Annotated in this window: 20 protein-coding genes; all 20 read left to right on the plus strand. The window is 39.4% G+C overall.

All coding sequences use genetic code 11. The features are described 5' to 3' along the window. Positions 1–25: 25 nt before the first annotated feature. The 20 genes from ACYQ2D_RS13910 (at position 26) to araA (ending at position 18,040) form a co-directional block, all read left to right on the plus strand. On the plus strand, positions 26–2,107 hold the full coding sequence (locus tag ACYQ2D_RS13910; protein ID WP_459786187.1) for an LTA synthase family protein: 2,082 nt from the start codon (positions 26–28) through the stop codon (positions 2,105–2,107). Between the two features lie 132 nt (positions 2,108–2,239). Further along, positions 2,240–3,538 carry a bifunctional folylpolyglutamate synthase/dihydrofolate synthase gene (locus ACYQ2D_RS13915; RefSeq protein WP_459785861.1) on the plus strand — a complete coding sequence of 433 codons (1,299 nt, stop codon included), beginning with the start codon at positions 2,240–2,242 and terminating at the stop codon, positions 3,536–3,538. Next, positions 3,535–3,684 (plus strand): hypothetical protein, encoded by a 150-nt coding sequence (locus ACYQ2D_RS13920; RefSeq protein ID WP_022303930.1) that lies wholly within the window; start codon positions 3,535–3,537, stop codon positions 3,682–3,684. Before ACYQ2D_RS13915 ends, ACYQ2D_RS13920 begins: the two co-directional genes overlap by 4 nt. 11 nt (positions 3,685–3,695) lie before the next feature. Continuing rightward, positions 3,696–5,321, plus strand: a complete 1,626-nt coding sequence (locus ACYQ2D_RS13925; RefSeq protein ID WP_459785863.1) for a tetratricopeptide repeat protein — start codon at positions 3,696–3,698, stop codon at positions 5,319–5,321. A gap of 98 nt (positions 5,322–5,419) precedes the next feature. Continuing rightward, the gene (locus ACYQ2D_RS13930; RefSeq protein WP_459785864.1) at positions 5,420–5,755 is read left to right on the plus strand and encodes an STAS domain-containing protein; all 336 of its coding nucleotides are present in this window, start codon (positions 5,420–5,422) and stop codon (positions 5,753–5,755) included. 14 nt (positions 5,756–5,769) lie between these two features. Then, the gene (gene spoIIAB, locus ACYQ2D_RS13935) at positions 5,770–6,219 is read left to right on the plus strand and encodes an anti-sigma F factor (protein WP_022303927.1); all 450 of its coding nucleotides are present in this window, start codon (positions 5,770–5,772) and stop codon (positions 6,217–6,219) included. A gap of 9 nt (positions 6,220–6,228) precedes the next feature. Then, complete coding sequence (locus tag ACYQ2D_RS13940; RefSeq protein WP_459785865.1) at positions 6,229–6,945, plus strand: SigF/SigG family RNA polymerase sporulation sigma factor; 717 nt, start codon at positions 6,229–6,231, stop codon at positions 6,943–6,945. An 88-nt stretch (positions 6,946–7,033) separates the two neighbouring features. Further along, entirely contained in the window at positions 7,034–7,648 is a 615-nt protein-coding gene (locus tag ACYQ2D_RS13945) for a stage V sporulation protein AA (protein ID WP_459785866.1), read from the plus strand. A gap of 1 nt (position 7,649) precedes the next feature. Then, positions 7,650–8,057, plus strand: coding sequence for a stage V sporulation protein AB (locus tag ACYQ2D_RS13950; RefSeq protein ID WP_372554755.1), 408 nt, complete (start codon positions 7,650–7,652; stop codon positions 8,055–8,057). A 191-nt stretch (positions 8,058–8,248) separates the two neighbouring features. Continuing rightward, positions 8,249–8,875 carry a GTP pyrophosphokinase gene (locus ACYQ2D_RS13955; protein ID WP_022303923.1) on the plus strand — a complete coding sequence of 209 codons (627 nt, stop codon included), beginning with the start codon at positions 8,249–8,251 and terminating at the stop codon, positions 8,873–8,875. Positions 8,876–8,956: 81 nt separating this feature from the next. Continuing rightward, a complete protein-coding gene (locus ACYQ2D_RS13960; RefSeq protein WP_459785867.1) occupies positions 8,957–10,357 on the plus strand; it encodes an FtsW/RodA/SpoVE family cell cycle protein in 1,401 nt (466 codons plus the stop codon). Between the two features lie 104 nt (positions 10,358–10,461). Continuing rightward, the gene (locus ACYQ2D_RS13965) at positions 10,462–10,953 is read left to right on the plus strand and encodes a SpoVA/SpoVAEb family sporulation membrane protein (protein WP_022303921.1); all 492 of its coding nucleotides are present in this window, start codon (positions 10,462–10,464) and stop codon (positions 10,951–10,953) included. Between the two features lie 15 nt (positions 10,954–10,968). Beyond that, entirely contained in the window at positions 10,969–11,988 is a 1,020-nt protein-coding gene (gene spoVAD / locus ACYQ2D_RS13970; protein WP_022303920.1) for a stage V sporulation protein AD, read from the plus strand. A gap of 55 nt (positions 11,989–12,043) precedes the next feature. After that, a complete protein-coding gene (gene spoVAE, locus ACYQ2D_RS13975; protein WP_459785871.1) occupies positions 12,044–12,400 on the plus strand; it encodes a stage V sporulation protein AE in 357 nt (118 codons plus the stop codon). A gap of 112 nt (positions 12,401–12,512) precedes the next feature. Next, positions 12,513–13,226: a tRNA threonylcarbamoyladenosine dehydratase gene (locus tag ACYQ2D_RS13980; protein ID WP_459785873.1), complete on the plus strand. Its 714-nt coding sequence runs from the start codon at positions 12,513–12,515 to the stop codon at positions 13,224–13,226. Positions 13,227–13,285: 59 nt separating this feature from the next. Beyond that, the gene (murB, locus tag ACYQ2D_RS13985; RefSeq protein WP_459785874.1) at positions 13,286–14,200 is read left to right on the plus strand and encodes a UDP-N-acetylmuramate dehydrogenase; all 915 of its coding nucleotides are present in this window, start codon (positions 13,286–13,288) and stop codon (positions 14,198–14,200) included. 2 nt (positions 14,201–14,202) lie between these two features. Further along, complete coding sequence (rapZ, locus tag ACYQ2D_RS13990; protein ID WP_022303916.1) at positions 14,203–15,075, plus strand: RNase adapter RapZ; 873 nt, start codon at positions 14,203–14,205, stop codon at positions 15,073–15,075. Next, positions 15,072–16,031, plus strand: coding sequence for a DNA-binding protein WhiA (gene whiA, locus ACYQ2D_RS13995; protein WP_459785876.1), 960 nt, complete (start codon positions 15,072–15,074; stop codon positions 16,029–16,031). Before rapZ ends, whiA begins: the two co-directional genes overlap by 4 nt. After that, positions 16,028–16,285 (plus strand): HPr family phosphocarrier protein, encoded by a 258-nt coding sequence (locus ACYQ2D_RS14000; RefSeq protein ID WP_022303914.1) that lies wholly within the window; start codon positions 16,028–16,030, stop codon positions 16,283–16,285. The genes whiA and ACYQ2D_RS14000 overlap by 4 nt, the downstream gene beginning before the upstream one ends. A gap of 258 nt (positions 16,286–16,543) precedes the next feature. Continuing rightward, positions 16,544–18,040, plus strand: coding sequence for an L-arabinose isomerase (gene araA, locus ACYQ2D_RS14005; protein ID WP_022303913.1), 1,497 nt, complete (start codon positions 16,544–16,546; stop codon positions 18,038–18,040). Positions 18,041–18,097: the final 57 nt, after the last annotated feature.

The raw sequence follows: 18,097 nt of genomic DNA on the forward strand, positions 1-18,097 counted from the left end.
GAACTTTCTGTCAGTACCTCTTCAGATGTTTGGAGTGATGGTCTTATATTTTGTAATCGAGGCCATCTCCAGACATTCTGTGTCAGAAGCTTTTAGCTATATGACAGAAAGACCGTTAGTGTTTTTATATAACTCATTTCTTATTTTTACAACCACTATGTTAGTGTATCTGGTAAGAAGAAGAGTATTTATGAGGGTATTGTTAACTATTTTCTGGCTTGGACTTGGAATTATTAATGGTGTGCTTTTGGCAAACCGTGTCACTCCATTTACAGGACCGGATTTACATCTGATTACCGACGCAGTCAAGATTGCAAATAAGTATTTGAATCCGTTTTTCTTTGTTATTGTAATGATTATTGCAATACTGGTGCTGATTGCAATGATTATTTTATTTGTAAAAGGGCCAAGATACAGAGGGAAATTACGTTACCGTGTCAATATTCCGTTTGTGCTGATTGTAGTGCTGGCATTTGCAGGAACAACCAGACTGGCACTGGATAAACGAGTGCTTTCCAATTACTTTGGAAATATTGCATTTGCTTATCAGGATTATGGATATCCATACTGTCTGGCAACTACGATTTTTAATACCGGAATCAGCTGTCCGAGAGATTATTCTGAATCAGCAATCAATGAAATTGAGGACAGTGAATCAAATCTGCCCAAAACAGGAGAAAAAAGACCAAATATTATCTTTTTACAGCTGGAATCCTTTTTTGATCCGACACTGGTTAATTATTTAAATGTTTCGGAAGACCCGATTCCAAATTTCAGAAAACTGATGAAGGAATATTCTTCCGGATATTATAAAGTGCCTTCTGTAGGCGCAGGTACAGCAAATACAGAATTTGAAAGCATTACAGGAATGAGCTTACATTATTTTGGACCTGGCGAATATCCATATAAGAGTATTTTAAAAGAAACAACTTGTGAAAGTGCACCTTATGTATTAAAGAGTCTGGGATATCGGACTCATGCCATTCATAATAATGAGGCGAACTTTTATGGAAGAAAAAGTGTATTTGCAAATCTTGGATTTGATACCTTTACTTCGGAAGAGTATATGTCGGAACAGGATGATACAAACCCGAATGACTGGATGAGAGATCGAAATCTGACAAAATATATTATGCAGGCGTTAAATGAGACAGATGATCCGGACTATATTTATACGATTTCGGTACAAGGACATGGAGATTATCCGGAAGAACCGACGATTGAAAATCCGAAGATTACAGTAAGCGGTTCGAGTACAGAGGCGTTAAATAATAAATGGGAGTATTACTGTAATCAGATTTATGAGATGGACCAGTTTGTAAAAGAACTGACGGATACCTTATCTCAACTTGATGAAGATGTAGTGCTTGTCATGTATGGGGATCATCTTCCGACAATGGGATTGACCGTAGAAGATATGGAGAATCGTTATCTGTTCCAGACAGAATATGTAATCTGGGATAATATGGAGCTTGAAAAGAAAGATGCAAATATTGCTGCTTATCAGATGGCAGCAGAAGTCATGAACCGTGTTGGAATTCATGAAGGAAATGTGTTCCGTTATCATCAGGCAAGAAGACAGACAAAGAATTATCAGGCAGATTTGGAAATGCTGCAGTATGATATTTTATATGGAAAACAGTATGTCTATGGCGGAAAAAATCCATATCAGAAAGAAAAGCTGCATCTTGGAGTGGAAGAAGTAAGCTTAGATAAAATTGAAAAAATTTCGGATGGCAGGTATTATATTACCGGTACAAACTTCACGCAGTCTGCTTATCTTGAGGTGAATGGAGAATTAGTGGAAGTAACGTATGTCAGTCCGACGACGCTTCTTCTGACAGATGGTGATTTACAGGATGGAGATGAAGTGGATATCGCAATTCGCAGTAACAGTTCTACCCGAAAGGTATTAAGTCGGACAGAAACACAGATTTATCATGAAACATCCAAAGCACAAACAGATGAATCCACAGAAGACACAACAGAGACAGATATGGGTTCGCAGACAGAAGGACAGACAGAAACAAAAACAGATGAAAAAGCAGACGCGGTGGAAAACGGGGCATCTTCCGAGAAGTCAGAAACTACTGTCGAGACACAGTAAAAGAAAAAGTTTACAACCGACATAATTTGCTTGCATATTGTCACCGCTTCATTATAATGGTAAGTGACCCTTATCATTGTGAATGGAGCGGTGATTTTTTAGGGAAATGACAAAAGAAAGAAGGATTAATTTTTGTTTACTTACGAAAAAGCAGTTGCATACATAGAAGAAATTCCGAAATTTACAACGAAAAATAAATTAGAACATACCAGAAAGTGTCTGGATTTACTGGGAAGTCCGGATAAAAAACGAAAAATTATACATGTAGCAGGAACAAATGGAAAAGGCAGTGTCTGTGCGTTTCTTTCCACAATGCTTGAAGAAGGCGGCTATAAGTGCGGGTTGTTTACTTCACCGCATCTGATAAAGATTAATGAACGATTTCAGATTAACGAAGAAATGGTTTCAGATGAGGCATTCTTACGGGCTTTCTTAAAAATCAAAGCGCTTGCAGATGAGCTTGTAGAGGTAGGAGATTACCATCCAACCTATTTTGAATTTCTATTTTTAATGGGAATGGTCATTTTTGATGAGGCAGATGTAGATTTACTGGTACTGGAAACCGGGCTGGGCGGACGTTTAGATGCGACAAATTCGATTGTATCTCCGCTTGCCTGCGTGATTACTTCTATCAGTCTGGATCATGTGGAATATCTTGGCGATACGATTGAAAAGATTGCAGGTGAAAAAGCCGGCATTATCAAGCCGGGTGTTCCGGTTATCTTTGATGGAAATCAGGAAGAGGCCGAAAAAGTCATCAAAAATCGGGCAAAAGAACTGGGGTGTCCGTACTATGAGGTAAAACAGGCAAGCCAGAAGATGACTTCTTATACACCGGATGGAATTTCATTTACCTACGATTCTAAAATTTATGGTACAATAGACTTGTTCATTCCTTTTATTGCAAAATATCAGATGATGAATGCATCTCTTGCGGTGGAAACAATGGGAGTATTAAAAGAAGTTCATAAAATCGAAAAAGAAACCTTAAAAGCCGGGATGGAACATACAAAATGGCAGGGCAGAATGGAAACAGTACTGCCAGGTGTCATTGTGGATGGAGCTCATAATGAAGATGGAATTGCAAGATTTGTAGAAACAGTTCGATATTTTCAGGATGATTATTCAATTACTCTGCTTTTTACAACGGTTTCCGATAAAGATTTTAAAGACATGATTCAGAAAATCTGTAATGGACTTCATTTCTCCAATGTGTATGTAACAGAAATCTGGGGAAGCAGAAAACAGTCTTCAACAGAACTTGCAGAATTGTTTAGAGAAAACGGTTGTAAGCAGGTCTATGCAGAACCGGATTGTGAAAAAGCATTTGAACTGGCTTATGCAAAAAAAGGAGACGGGTTACTATTTGTTGTAGGTTCTTTGTATCTCGTTGGAGAGATTAAGGACTATTTAAAAAGGAGAAACAAATGATTAATTACGAAGAGGAATTAAAAAAATTTGAGCCGTGTCAGGATGTGGACGATGCAGAAAATGCAATTTATCGTCAGGATTTGACAGATGTTGTGGATATACTCAAAGAAATTTTAAAAGAAACTGAAGGGAACACCAGAAAATAGGGAGTAAACAGATGAAATGTATGATATGCAATACCCAGCTTAACAGCTCTTCCTATTGCCCTGGATGCGGATGCAATGTGACGGTGCAGAAACAGATTGTCGCATTATCGAATTTGTATTATAACAGAGGTTTGGAAAAAGCACAGATTCGTGACCTGTCAGGGGCAATTACCTGCCTGCAGAGAAGTCTTAGAATGTATAAATACAATATTCATGCGAGAAATCTTCTCGGACTGGTTTATTTTGAGACCGGTGAAGTGGTTGCGGCATTAAGTGAATGGGTAATCAGTAAAAATATGCAGCCGGAAAATAATATCGCAGCTGATTATATCAACCGTCTGCAGAAAAATGCAAACCGCCTTGATACGATTAACATGAGTATCAAAAAGTACAATCAATGTCTGGAATACTGTAAAAGAGGCAGTATCGACATGGCAGAGATGCAGCTTAGAAAAGTGCTTGCGGACAATCCGAAACTGATTAAAGGTTATCATTTACTGGCACTGATTTATATTCGCAATGGAAAATATGAGAAGGCAAGAAAGCAGTTGAAATCAGCGGCAAAAATTGATAAGACCAATACGACTACTCTGCGTTTTTTAAGAGAAGTAGAACAGCAGACCGGTAAAATTACAAATTTAGAGCCAAGATTTAAGGCGAGAGAAAAAGTAAAACAGGAAAAAGAAGGAAGAGTCGTTTATCGCTCCGGAAATGACGTGGTCATTCAACCAATGGAATATCGGGAGCGTACCGTTACCAATACGTTAATCAATTTGATTATCGGGCTTTTGGTCGGGGCTTCCGCATTGTGGTTTTTGGTTGTTCCGGCACAGAATCAGCGGATTAATCAAAAAGCAAATCAAAAAGTAGTAGAATACAGCGATAAAGTAGCGACACAGGCAGCAGAACTGACTCGTCTGCAGGAAGAAATTGACAATTCTTCGGAATCTGTAAATACAGCGACAGACCAGATTTCTCAGGCAAAAGAAACAACAACCAGCTATGAAAATCTTTTAAAGGCATGGCAGGCATATAATGATGAAAATTATGAGACAGCAGCAAATGCCTTAGAAGGAGTAAACAGTGACCTGCTTTCTGTTGAAGCAAAGAGTATGTACGATGCGATTATGGGAGACATTGGTTCCAGTGTCAAACAGAAATATCAAAGTACGGCGATGGATGCTTATGAGAGCGGTGATTATGCAACTGCTATTGAAAATTATACAAAAGCGCTTGATATCGGAGAACCGGACTTCACTTCGATGTTCTATCTGGCACAGGCCTATCAGAAGAGTGGGGATACAGACAATGCAAAGACCTGGTATCAGAAGATTATTGATACCTTCCCTGGAACACAGAATGCATCCGATGCGCAGGATTATTTAGATGCATTGACAGGGGGAAGTTCTTCTTCTGGTTCTTCACAATCCAGTCAGACGCAAAGTCAGGCAGATACCTCGGATAATTCGGACGATACGAATTATGATGAAGAAGATAATTCAGAAGAGGATGATTCGAATTATGATAATTATGATGAAGAAGATACCTCTAATGATAATAATGATGAAGATTACAGCAACTCGGATGAAGAGGATAACAGTTATTCTGATTATAGTGAAGAAGATTCAGAAGAATAGAAAAATCAAAAGAGAAACCTTGAGAAAAAGGATGGATACGATGAGTATTCATCCTTTTTTTACAAAAGATTGAAAGAATAGAGTAAGGGGTAATCAGTATGAGTGATGTAATCAAACGAAGGGAAAATTGTCTGATGGTTTATGTGCCGGAAGAGCTGGACCATCATTTTGCACAGCAGATTACCAAGGTGGTAGATGAAGAACTGGAAAAGGGGGAGATTTCCCAGTTGGTATTTGATTTTTCGAAGACGACATTTATGGACAGTTCAGGGATTGGAATGCTAATGGGACGGTATCGGATTGTGCGTTACAGTGGGGGAAGAGTGACGGCAATTCATGTGAATGACCGTGTATATCGGATTATGCGGATTTCCGGAATTTATAAATATATTGAAATCAGTCAGGAAACAGTCTGGCATCAGAAAAAAAGATAAGGGGGAGCATAAAAATGGAGTATACGAATGAAATGACATTAGAAATTGTCAGCCGTTCTTGTAATGAAAGCCTGGCAAGAGTGACCGTTGCAGCATTTGCAACGCAGTTAAATCCGACATTAGAAGAAGTCGCAGATATTAAAACCGCCGTATCAGAAGCGATTACAAACTGCATTATTCATGCTTATGACAATAAGAAGCAGGAGAAAATCAGGATTGAATGTAAGACAGGTAAAAGAGAGTTGTTTGTTACGATAATTGATTATGGAAAGGGAATTGAAGATATAAAACAGGCAATGGAGCCAATGTTTACGACAAGACCGGACCAGGAACGTTCCGGTATGGGATTTGCATTTATGGAAGCATTTATGGACGAGCTTTTGGTTGAATCCGAGGTGGGAAAAGGAACAACCGTGCGTATGAGAAAGAAAATTGGCATAAGCAGGGAAAGCTTTGAAGAATAAGGAGGCGCTATGGATGAGGTCCTTGCCCTTATCGGGCGTGCACACCAAGGGGATAAGGAAGCAAGAGATACGCTGGTAGAGAAAAATATGGGTCTGGTGCATAGTATCGTAAAACGATTTTTAAATCGTGGAGTGGAGATGGAGGATTTATTTCAAATCGGAACGATTGGGCTATTAAAAGCCATTGATAAATTTGACTGTTCGTTTGATGTGAAATTTTCTACTTATGCAGTTCCGATGATAACCGGAGAAATCAAGCGTTACTTAAGGGATCAGGGAATGATAAAGGTCAGCCGTTCTTTAAAAGAGATTAATGCAAAGGCTTATCGGGTACATGAGGCACTATTTGCCGAAAGTGGAAGAGAACCAGGGCTTGAGGAGATTGCAGAGAAAATTGCGGTGACGAGAGAAGAACTCGTGATGGCAATGGAGGCAGGTGCACAGATTGAATCCCTGCAGAAGATGATTTATCAGGGGGATGGAAGTGGAATTGTACTGGAAGATAAAATCGAAGAACCGGAAAACGGACAGGAGAGTCTTTTAAATAAAATGCTTCTCGAACAGCTTCTGGGAAGTCTGGAGGCAAAAGAGCGGGAATTGATTTATCTGCGGTTTTTTCAGGAGAAAACACAGATGCAGATTGCAGGAGAACTTGGAATTTCGCAGGTTCAGGTGTCGAGAATGGAGAAAAAGATTTTAAAAGTTTTAAGGGAACGGATTGATTAGGAGTAATCCAGAGTAATTCAGGTATAATTTTCAGACGTTTGTTAAATACTAAATTCTGCATCTTATAAGGCAAGGAGCAGCAGAAAACATGAGTGATATTTTATATATACAGACCGAAAAAAATGTAGAAGTACACAGTCCCGAAGTTTACGTTCAGGATGTGGCAAGTTTGTCATGCAGTAATGGAAAAGTATTAAACCGAAATAAAGCCCGCAAATTATTTACGATTCCAAATGAAAAACCAGGGCGGTATGTAATATCTGCACTGGAAATCGTGGATTTAATTCAAAGAAATGAAGAGAGCGTAGATGTGACGCATATCGGAGAGGCAAATTTTATTCTGACTTATGAAACACAGAAACACGCCCATCAATTCTATTCCTGGTTAAAAACAATTTTTGTATCGCTTGTGACATTTTTTGGAGGGGCATTTTCGATTATGACCTTCAATACGGATGTTGATACGGCAGGTTTATTTATGAAAGTATATGAGCAGATCACCGGAAGAGTTTCAAATGGAAAAACAATTTTGGAACTATCGTATTCAATTGGAATCGGACTCGGTGTTATCTTTTTCTTTAATCATTTTGGTGGCAGAAAGATTACGGAAGACCCGACTCCAATGGAAGTAGAAATGCGGGTTTATGAGGATGATGTCAATAAGACACTGATTGAGCAGGAAAAAAGAAAGGAACGAAAATAAGATGTTAAGAGAGCTTTTGGCCGGAATTGTGGGATTATGTGGCGGTATGGTTGTAGCAACAGCTCTGGCGGCATTTATTATCGGACTTGGAATGATTCCGAGATATGCCGGAGTGACACACACCGGAAATCATTTACTGTTTTATGAAAACAGCCTGATGCTTGGCAGTTTTCTGGGAAATCTGTTTTTACTTTATCGGATTCATATCAATCTGGGTATCTGGTGCGTAGCTCTTGTTGGAATCGGATTTGGGATTTTTCTGGGAAGCTGGGTGATTGCGCTTGGAGAAGTCGTGAATGTATTTGCAATTATGGCAAGAAGAGTCGGTCTTACGAAAGGTGCAGGACTGGTCATTTTATCGCTTGCAGTTGGAAAGATACTTGGAAGTCTGGTTCAGTTTTTTTGTTAAAGATTAAGAAAAGGATAGTGAGTCTGGGGAAATCAGGAGAAGCATTTTACAGGATAAAAAATCTATAAGAGTTTCATAGAAATTTCATGGAAGATTTATTTTCCACCGGCATTGAATATGGTATAATAACCCATGGCAGCAGAATGGGCGGACTGCTGTAAGTTTTTTAAGACCGGAGGAAAGAAAGTTTTATGACAAATGAACAATACTACGACTTGATTGTGCCGTATCAGGATGCATTGAATCTTTTAAAAGCCAGACTTGATGTACTCAATCATTCCATGTATGGCAATAAATCACATCCGATTCATAATATACAGTTTCGTATTAAACAAAAAGCAAGTATCGAAGAAAAATTAAAACGCATGGATTTGCAGGGGAGTTTTATGAATGCAAAAGAGCATTTGCAGGACATTGCCGGAATCCGTGTTATCTGCTACTTTGAAAAGGATGTCGAACTCCTTGCAGAACAGTTAAGAAAACAGAGTGATTTGATTTTAGTCAAAGAAAAAGACTATATTACAAATCCAAAACCAAATGGATACCGCAGTTTTCACATGATTCTGGGGATTCAGGTATATTCGATGGAAAGTACAGAATATTATCCGGTGGAAGTGCAGATTCGCACCATTGGCATGGATTTCTGGGCAAGCATGGAGCATCGAATCTGTTATAAACAGGAGCGTGATAATAAAGAAGAAATTCAAAGAGAACTGCTTCGTTATGCAGAGATTTTAAAAGAAATTGAAGAGGGCTTTGAGGGTTATAACGAGCAAAATCAAAATGAAAAAGCCAGACTTTCTCATAAAACGAATTGACCGATTTTACGGATAAACATAGACAAATAAACTGCCGGTGTGTTAATCTATTAAAGTTAGCGATTCATGGGGAGAGAAAAGATGGCTGTAAAAAGTGAGAAAAAAAAGGGCTCAAAGAAACAAAATCAAAGCCAAAGAGATAAAATAAGAGAGAAAAACCGGAAAAAAGAAAATAAAAAACGAAATAAGCAGATAAAAGAAAAGTATCTTTCAATGGTAAAGAGAAGAGAGTTTCAAATTTGGGCAGTGACGCTTATTTTGTGCTTTTTTGGTGCAATTATGATTTATTCTGCGTCGAGTACGACCTGTGCGAATTCAGAAAAGTATAATTATGATTCTTTCTACTATTTTAAACGGCAGATGGTATTCATTTTGCTTGGATTAGTCTGCATGGTAATTTTGCCGAAATTGAATTATACAGGATTCTGGCATTTTACGACAGTGGGGTATCTTGTTGGAATTGGATTGATTTTATGGGTGTTTGCAAAAGGAGAAGAGATAAACGGTGCGAAGCGCTGGTTTCAGTTAGGACCGATTTCCTTTCAGGTGGCTGAGCCGGTAAAAGTATTTGTGATCCTGGCATTGGCCTGTCTGATTCAAAGACGGTATGTTTATATGAAGCCAAGACACAAGATTTTTGAGAAGCGGTCGGCAAAGGTTATTCAGGCAGCTGACTGGATTAGACCGACAATTATAAAAAATAATTCTTATTTTGTGGTTTTATTGTGGGGAGTCGGGGCAGTTCCGGCGGTGATGTTGTGGCAGTTGTCGAGGGATTTGAGTTCTGCAATTGTTGTACTTGGGATTACTTACCTAATCACGGTGGTCTGCATTAAATCACCGAAATTAAAAATATTTGCACTTGTCTGTGTAATAGCCGTCAGTCTTGCAATGGTGCTTTCGATTTACTTTAATCTGCCAAGTGAAACATTGATTAATGCGGATACATATTCGTTCCGTAAGGCGAGAATTGCTGCATGGCTTGCACCACAGAAATATGCTTCGACAAAATCGTATCAGACGCTTCAATCTTTGTATGCGATTGGTTCCGGTGGGATTTTTGGAAAGGGATTTGGTAATTCGGTACAAAAGAAGCCGGGATTTATTCCGGAAGCTCATACAGATATGATTTTTTCAATTATCTGTGAGGAACTTGGACTGGTGGGCGCATTAGTTATTATCGGACTTTTGATTTATCTGTTGTACCTGATTTATCAGGTGGCAAAGAATTCTGAAAATGTCTACGGTTCTGTACTGGCGATGGGAGTCTTTTTCCACATTGGAGTTCAGAGTATTATTAACATTGCAGTAAATATTAATTTATTTCCAAATACAGGTATTCCGCTCCCATTTTTTAGCTATGGAGGTACTTCTATCGTTATTATTATGGCTGAAATGGGACTTGTGATGTCGATAGACCGGTATCATTGTTTGAAGAGGGCAAAACGGTTGTACGGAGAAGAAAAAGAAGCGGAGAAGTAATAATTTTGCTTTTGAAAAGCCATACTAATCCTAAAGTAAAAAGATATATTTTTGAAATGAGCTGTAGAAAAATTTCAAGAATATAGAAGAGGATGGTGACTGGTATGGCTAAGAACACTCAAACCACAGCAGAAGCAATTGAAAAAATAAAACAACAAGAAGAATACGGAAAGTACGTAAAAAAAATGACACCTGTTCACAGTTTGCCGAAAAATATGGCGCGTGCTTTTTTATCAGGTGGGATTATCTGTACGATAGGACAGGGAATTATGAATATTTGTAAGAGCCAGGGGCTTGATGCGCAGACCGGTGGAAGCTGGACTTCGCTCCTCCTGGTTCTTTTTAGTGTCATTCTTACCGGATTTAATATTTATCCAAGACTTGCAAAATGGGGAGGAGCAGGCACGTTAGTACCGATTACAGGGTTTGCGAATTCAGTAGCGGCACCGGCAATTGAATATCAAAAAGAAGGACAGGTATTCGGCATTGGGTGTAAAATCTTTATCATTGCAGGACCGGTGATTCTGTATGGGATTTTGACTTCGGCACTGATGGGGCTGATTTATTATGCGCTCAGACAATGTGGAATCGTATAAGGAGGTCTGGATAAAATGGAACGGGAACAGATGATAGGGAAACAGAGTATTTTATTTCATAATGCAGTGCATATTTTAAGTGGAGCCTCTATGGTTGGAAAAAAAGAGGGAGATGGACCGCTTGGAAAATATTTTGACAAAATAGGAGAAGAGGACGGACTGTTTGGATGCCAGTCGTGGGAGGAAGCCGAAAGTATCCTGCAAAAAGAAGCAGTATCGATGGCGATAAAAAAAGTGGGACTCTCCAAGGAAGAAATCCGTATGATTTATGCCGGAGACCTGCTGGCACAGACGATTGCCTCTTCCTTTGGGATTATTGGATTTGAAATTCCGGTTTATGGATTGTATGGAGCTTGTGCGACAATGGGAGAAGCACTGTCGCTTGCTTCTATGGCGGTGGCGGGAGGATATGGAGATTATGTTGTGGCAGTAACTTCAAGTCATTTTGGAAGTGCAGAAAAAGAATTTCGATTTCCACTTGGATATGGAAATCAAAGACCGTTTTCAGCTACCTGGACTGTGACAGGAAGCGGAGCCTGTGTGCTTGGCCGAAAAGGCGGAAAAGCAAGAATTACCGGAATTACAACAGGGAAAATCATAGATTACGGCTTAAAGGATTCTTTGAATATGGGAGCCTGTATGGCACCGGCTGCAAGCGATACCATTTATCAGAATCTGGAGGATTTTGGACGAAAACCGGAGGACTACGACCGCATTATTACCGGTGATTTGGGAGAAGTGGGAAAAGAAATTTTGATTGATTTATTGAAAGAAAAGGGATATGATGTTACGGCAAAGCTGATGGACTGTGGAATCGAAATTTATGATAAAGAAACACAGGACACCCATGCAGGAGGAAGTGGATGCGGATGTTCTGCCACGACATTTGCTTCGTATATTCTGCCCAAAATTGAAAAAGGTGAATGGAAGCGGGTGCTGTTTGTACCGACTGGAGCGCTGTTATCTAAAGTAAGTTATAATGAGGGAAAAAGTGTGCCTGGGATTGCCCAGGCAGTTGTAATCGAACATTGTTAAAATAGATTTGGCAATGCAAAAAAGATGTGCAATACGCAATGTGGAGGGCGAACTTATGGATTATCTGAATGCATTCTGGGTGGGCGGACTGATTTGTGCACTGGTGCAGATTTTGCTTGACCGGACGAAACTTCTGCCCGGAAGAGTTATGGTGCTGTTGGTCTGTACCGGAACGGTGCTTGGTGCGCTTGGAATTTATGAAAAACTGATTGATTTTGCAGGAGCAGGGGCGAGTGTTCCTCTGCTTGGATTTGGAAATACTTTGTGGAAAGGAATCAAAAAGGCGGTAGATAAGCAGGGACTGCTTGGCATTTTTCAGGGTGGTTTTGAATCGAGTGCCGTAGGGATTTCGGCAGCGCTGATTTTTGGCTATCTTGCGAGCCTGATTTTTAAGCCAAAGATGAAAAAGTAGTTCTATACAACTTCCAAAATTAATAGTATAATGAAACGTAATGATGTTGGAATTGAGCTTGGAAATTTTGGCATCCTTATATTTCATAGAAACATTAGGAGGAAGGAAACGTATGCTCCACGTATTCTCCCGTACGGAAGGATTATCAGGAACAGAAAAAAGAAAGAGTCCGGATCAGTTTAAGGTGGCGGTATTTGGCATTGGAACAGTGGGTTCTTATGCGGTTGAAGCGCTGGCAAGAGCAGGAGTGGGGACGTTAATATTGGTAGATTATGGTGAGGTGTCGGCGAAGAAACTGAATCGTCAGATTGTGGCACTGCGTTCTACAATAGGAAAGAAAAAAGTGCAGGTGGAAAAAGTGCGCATCATGGATATTAATGAGAATGCGATTGTCCATACTTATGAAACTTTTTTAGGAGAGGACACGATTGATTTATTTGATTTTTCCTCTTATGATTATGTTGTAGATGCAATGGATCATGTTCCGGCAAAATTGTTGTTGTTAAAGCAGATGAGAAAGTTTCATACGCCGATAATTACCTGTATGGGAATTGGAAATGCGTGGAATCCTTCCTGTTTTCGCATAGCAGATTTTTCTAAGACGGTGAATCTTCCGTTTATGAGAAAAATCCGCCAGGAATTAAAGATTCAAAAAGCAAAAAATATAAAAGTTTTTTATTCTACACAGGAGTTTTCCAAAAAGAAACGTTCTGTTTTGAAAGAAGACCAGACCAGTGTAGGTACACAGGTGAACAGTATTTCTTTTTCTTCCGGAATTGCGGGGTTTATGATAGCAGCGCAGGTGATTTCAGACCTGACAGAATGAGTCATGTACGTTCGGAACTTTTCTGTAGTACATCATAATATAAGTTAAGAGGTAAAAAAGTGAAGAAAGAAATTGAAAATAAATTAATTGATTGTATTGGAATTGAGAATGTTAAGTTAGAAGAACCGATGGAAAAACATACCACGTTTCGAATCGGAGGACCGGCAGATTATTTTTTATGTCCGCAGACAGCGGAAGAATTAAAAGCAGTAATACATGTCTGTAAGGAGACAGAGACACCGTATTTTATTCTGGGAAATGGAAGCAATCTCCTTGTCAGTGATAAAGGTTATCGCGGTGCGGTCATTCAGATTTGGAAAAATATGAGTGAAGTATCGGTAGAAGATGAAACAAAAATTCGCGCACAGGCGGGGGCACAGCTTTCTAAAATTGCATCCTGTGCGCTTGAACAGTCTCTGGAAGGATTTGAATTTGCAGCAGGAATTCCGGGAACACTTGGCGGAGCAGTTGTCATGAATGCAGGTGCTTATGGCGGAGAGCTGAAAGATGTGCTGGTAGAGGCAACTGTCCTTGATACAGAGGGAAATGTAAGAACACTCAAAAATGAAGAATTAGAGCTGGGATACCGCCACAGTATTGTAAAAGAGAAAAATTATATTGTATTAGAGGCAGTTATTGAGTTAAGAAAAGGCAGTGCGGATTCAATTAAGGCAGTTATGGATGATTTAAAAGAAAAAAGAGTCAGCAAACAGCCGTTGGACAGACCGAGCGCAGGAAGCACTTTCAAACGTCCGGAGGGACATTTTGCAGGAAAACTGATTATGGATGCAGGCTTAAGAGGGTTTCAGGTCGGTGGTGCACAGGTTTCTGAAAAACACTGTGGTTTTGTAGTAAATGCAGGCGGAGCAACAGCTGAGGATGTTTTAAATCTGGTGAAAGCAGTGCAGAAAAAAGTACAGGATGAGTTCGGTATTTTACTGGAGACTGAGATAAAATTTTTGGGAGAGTTTTAAAGATGCGTTTTGTAATTGTAACGGGAATGTCCGGGGCCGGAAAAAGTACAGCATTAAAGATGCTTGAAGATATGGAATATTTCTGTGTGGATAATCTTCCGGTTCCGCTTTTGGATAAATTTGCACAACTGGTGCGTGACGGAGGTTCAGGAGACATTAATAAAGTGGCACTTGGAGTGGATATCCGCAGCGGGATGGCATTTGGGGAGCTGGAGCAGGCACTGGAACGCCTTAGAGTTCCGGGATTTGAACCTGAAATTTTATTTTTAGATGCAGATGATAAAACTCTGGTAAAAAGATATAAAGAAACACGGCGCTCTCATCCACTGTCCGGTAAGGGAAGAGTAGATGAGGGAATTCGAAAAGAGAGAGAATATTTAAAATTTTTAAGAAAATCGGCAGATTATATTTTGGATACAAGCCAGCTTTTGACAAGGGAATTAAAGGCGGAACTGGAAAAGATTTTTGTAGATAATCAATCATTCCAAAATATGATTATTACGGTCTTGTCGTTTGGATTTAAATACGGAATTCCGGAAGATGCAGATTTGGTATTCGATGTTCGTTTCCTTCCGAATCCGTACTACATAGAAGAACTTCGTCCTCAGACCGGAAATAACCCGCCGGTTCGGGATTATGTGATGAGGTCTGAATTAGCACATATATTTTCAGATAAGCTGGAAGATATGATGCGGTTTTTAATTCCAAATTATATTTCCGAGGGAAAAAGTCAGCTGGTGATTGGAATTGGATGTACAGGAGGAAAACATAGAAGTGTAACTCTTGCCAATGAATTATATAACAGACTGAATAAAAATGGGGAATATGGTGTTCGGATTGAACATAGAGACATTGAAAAGGATGCAAAGAGATGACGTTTTCGGCGAGTGTAAAAGAAGAACTGGAGGGAATTATCAGCCCTGCAAGGCATTGCCAGATAGCAGAACTTGCGGCAATGTTTGCATTTGGAGGGGAGATAAAATATGGAACAGAAAGGAGATTGTCATTACATTTTTTAGCAGAAAACGAAAGTGTTGCAAGAAAGTACTTTACTTTATTGGAAAAAACATTTAGAATAAGTAAAGTGTTTTCGATAGGGGATGTCTTATACAGGAAAAATAATAAGTATGTAGTTGACATTCCAAGTGAGGATGAGGCGGTTCGGATTTTGCAGGCTATGAAGTATCTGTCACAGGACAAAATGCCGATTACATTTAGTGGTCTGGTAAATCCGTTGATAATCCAGAAAAATTGTTGTAAAAGAGCTTTCTTAAGAGGTGCGTTTTTATGTGCAGGATCAATCAGTGATCCGGAAAAGTTTTACCACTTTGAAATTGTCTGTACAAGTTCGATAAAGGCAGAACAGCTTCAGGAAACGCTTCACAGCTTTGAAGTAGAGGCTAAGATAGTGAGTCGAAAAAGGCACGAAGTGGTTTATGTAAAAGAGGGAGCACAGATAGTAGAGCTTCTTGGAATCATGGGAGCAGGCGTATCACTTATGAATCTGGAAAATGTCAGAATCCTTAAGGAAATGCGAAACAGTGTAAACCGAAAGGTAAACTGCGAAGCGGCAAATATTAACAAGACGGTGTCGGCATCGGTAAAGCAGACACAGGATATCAGGTATATCCAGAATACGGTAGGACTTCAGACACTGCCGGACAATCTAAAAGCAGTTGCGGAACTTCGATTGAAATATCAGGATGCTTCCCTAAAAGAATTAGGAGAACGGTTAAATCCAAGAGTAGGAAAGTCAGGAGTCAATCACAGATTGCGTAAAATTGGCAGGATAGCAGAAGAACTTAGGGGAAGTAAGGAGGAACAAGTATGATCAGAAAACCAATTACAATCGGCATTTCAAATGGGTTAGAGGCTAGACCAATCGCTATGTTAGTTCAGGTGGCAAGTCAGTATTCCAGCAATATTTATCTGGAGAGTGAAGCAAAGAAAGTAAATGCCAAGAGTATTATGGGAATGATGAGTCTTGGATTAGATGCTGGAGAAAGTGTAACAGTATCTGTAGAAGGTGAAGATGAAGAAGAAGCGATGAAGAGTATCGAGGCTTATTTATCAAATCGGAAGTAATTGCTTTTGTTTTAAAGAGTAATATTTGACGGAAAAGAAATACAGGAAGAAAACGAAAAAGAAAAGAAGAAAGAGTGGATAAACAGTTTTGTTTGTCTGCTCTTTCTTCTTTTTGTATAAATAGAACTTGTATGTGTACAAGAAAAACTTGTCTGTTTTCCCATGATACAACTTGTAAAGATGACCATACAAGCTGTATCATGGGAATTAGAAAAACCATGAGAGAAAATCGTAACGGTGAAAGGAGATTTTTTTAAAATGAAAGCATCAAAAAATTATAAGTTTTGGTTTGCAACAGGCTCACAGGATTTATACGGAGATGAGTGCTTGAGAAAAGTTGCAGAACATTCCAGAATTATCGTAGAAGAATTAAATAAATCAGGAGTACTTCCTTATGAAGTTGTATTAAAACCAACTTTAATTACAAACGAAGTAATCAGAAGAACTTTCAATGAAGCAAATGAAGATGAAGAATGTGCAGGTGTTATCACATGGATGCATACCTTCTCACCGGCAAAATCCTGGATTTTAGGTCTTCAGGAATACAGAAAGCCGCTGCTTCATCTGCATACACAGTTTAATCAGGAAATTCCTTATGATACCATCGATATGGACTTCATGAACGAAAATCAGTCTGCTCACGGAGACAGAGAATATGGTCATATCGTAAGCCGTATGGGAATTGAAAGAAAAGTTATCGTTGGACATTGGAGCGACAAAAAAGTTCAGGAAAGAATTGCTTCCTGGATGCGTACAGCAATTGGTATCATGGAAAGCAGCCATATCCGTGTTATGAGAATCGCAGATAACATGAGAAACGTAGCTGTAACAGAAGGTGATAAAGTAGAAGCTCAGATTAAATTTGGCTGGGAAATTGATGCATATCCGGTTAATGAGATTGCAGAAGCAGTTTCAGCAGTATCCAAAGCTGATACAGATGCTTTAGTAGAAGAATACTACAGCAAATACGACATTCTCTTAGAGGGAAGAGACCCGGAAGAATTTAAGAAACATGTAGCTGCGCAGGCTCAGATTGAAATCGGGTTTGAACGTTTCTTAGAGGAGAAAAACTATCAGGCAATCGTTACTCATTTTGGAGATTTAGGCTCCTTAAAACAACTTCCGGGTCTTGCTATTCAGAGATTGATGGAAAAAGGTTATGGATTCGGTGGAGAAGGTGACTGGAAAACAGCTGCTATGGTTCGCCTGATGAAAATCATGACTGCCGGAATGAAAGATGCAAAAGGAACTTCCTTTATGGAAGATTATACTTATAATTTAGTACCGGGAAAAGAAGGTATCTTGGAAGCGCACATGTTAGAGGTTTGCCCGACTATTTCTGATGGTCCAATCAGCATCAAAGTAAATCCGTTAACTATGGGTGACAGAGAAGACCCTGCACGTTTAGTATTTACATCTAAGACAGGTTCGGCAATTGCAACTTCTTTAATTGACCTTGGAAATCGTTTCCGTCTGATTATCAACGAAGTAGACTGCAAGAAAACAGAAAAACCAATGCCGAAACTTCCGGTTGCAACCGCATTCTGGACACCAAAACCAGATTTAGCTACAGGTGCAGAAGCATGGATTTTAGCAGGTGGAGCACATCATACCGCATTCTCTTATGATATCACAGCAGAACAGATGGGAGACTGGGCAGCAGCAATGGGAATTGAAGCTGTTTATATCGATGGAGAAACAAGAATCAGAGATTTCAAGAGAGATTTACAGCTTGGAAGCCTGTTCTACAGATAAAAAGATTGAATAAATAGCAAAAAATAAAAAAGGAGCTCTGCGGAGTTCCTTTTTTAT

Source organism: Blautia stercoris (genome assembly GCF_054657695.1).

Excerpts from the sequence above, each read along its gene's own strand:
- ACYQ2D_RS13910 (WP_459786187.1), top strand. The coding sequence starts at position 26 with ATGTTTGGAGTGATGGTCTTATATTTTGTAATCGAGGCCATCTCCAGA.
- ACYQ2D_RS13920 (WP_022303930.1), top strand. The coding sequence starts at position 3,535 with ATGATTAATTACGAAGAGGAATTAAAAAAATTTGAGCCGTGTCAGGAT.
- ACYQ2D_RS13925 (WP_459785863.1), top strand. The coding sequence starts at position 3,696 with ATGAAATGTATGATATGCAATACCCAGCTTAACAGCTCTTCCTATTGC.
- ACYQ2D_RS13930 (WP_459785864.1), top strand. The coding sequence starts at position 5,420 with ATGAGTGATGTAATCAAACGAAGGGAAAATTGTCTGATGGTTTATGTG.
- spoIIAB (WP_022303927.1), top strand. The coding sequence starts at position 5,770 with ATGGAGTATACGAATGAAATGACATTAGAAATTGTCAGCCGTTCTTGT.
- ACYQ2D_RS13940 (WP_459785865.1), top strand. The coding sequence starts at position 6,229 with ATGGATGAGGTCCTTGCCCTTATCGGGCGTGCACACCAAGGGGATAAG.
- ACYQ2D_RS13945 (WP_459785866.1), top strand. The coding sequence starts at position 7,034 with ATGAGTGATATTTTATATATACAGACCGAAAAAAATGTAGAAGTACAC.
- ACYQ2D_RS13950 (WP_372554755.1), top strand. The coding sequence starts at position 7,650 with ATGTTAAGAGAGCTTTTGGCCGGAATTGTGGGATTATGTGGCGGTATG.
- ACYQ2D_RS13955 (WP_022303923.1), top strand. The coding sequence starts at position 8,249 with ATGACAAATGAACAATACTACGACTTGATTGTGCCGTATCAGGATGCA.
- ACYQ2D_RS13960 (WP_459785867.1), top strand. The coding sequence starts at position 8,957 with ATGGCTGTAAAAAGTGAGAAAAAAAAGGGCTCAAAGAAACAAAATCAA.
- ACYQ2D_RS13965 (WP_022303921.1), top strand. The coding sequence starts at position 10,462 with ATGGCTAAGAACACTCAAACCACAGCAGAAGCAATTGAAAAAATAAAA.
- spoVAD (WP_022303920.1), top strand. The coding sequence starts at position 10,969 with ATGGAACGGGAACAGATGATAGGGAAACAGAGTATTTTATTTCATAAT.
- spoVAE (WP_459785871.1), top strand. The coding sequence starts at position 12,044 with ATGGATTATCTGAATGCATTCTGGGTGGGCGGACTGATTTGTGCACTG.
- ACYQ2D_RS13980 (WP_459785873.1), top strand. The coding sequence starts at position 12,513 with ATGCTCCACGTATTCTCCCGTACGGAAGGATTATCAGGAACAGAAAAA.
- rapZ (WP_022303916.1), top strand. The coding sequence starts at position 14,203 with ATGCGTTTTGTAATTGTAACGGGAATGTCCGGGGCCGGAAAAAGTACA.
- whiA (WP_459785876.1), top strand. The coding sequence starts at position 15,072 with ATGACGTTTTCGGCGAGTGTAAAAGAAGAACTGGAGGGAATTATCAGC.
- ACYQ2D_RS14000 (WP_022303914.1), top strand. The coding sequence starts at position 16,028 with ATGATCAGAAAACCAATTACAATCGGCATTTCAAATGGGTTAGAGGCT.
- araA (WP_022303913.1), top strand. The coding sequence starts at position 16,544 with ATGAAAGCATCAAAAAATTATAAGTTTTGGTTTGCAACAGGCTCACAG.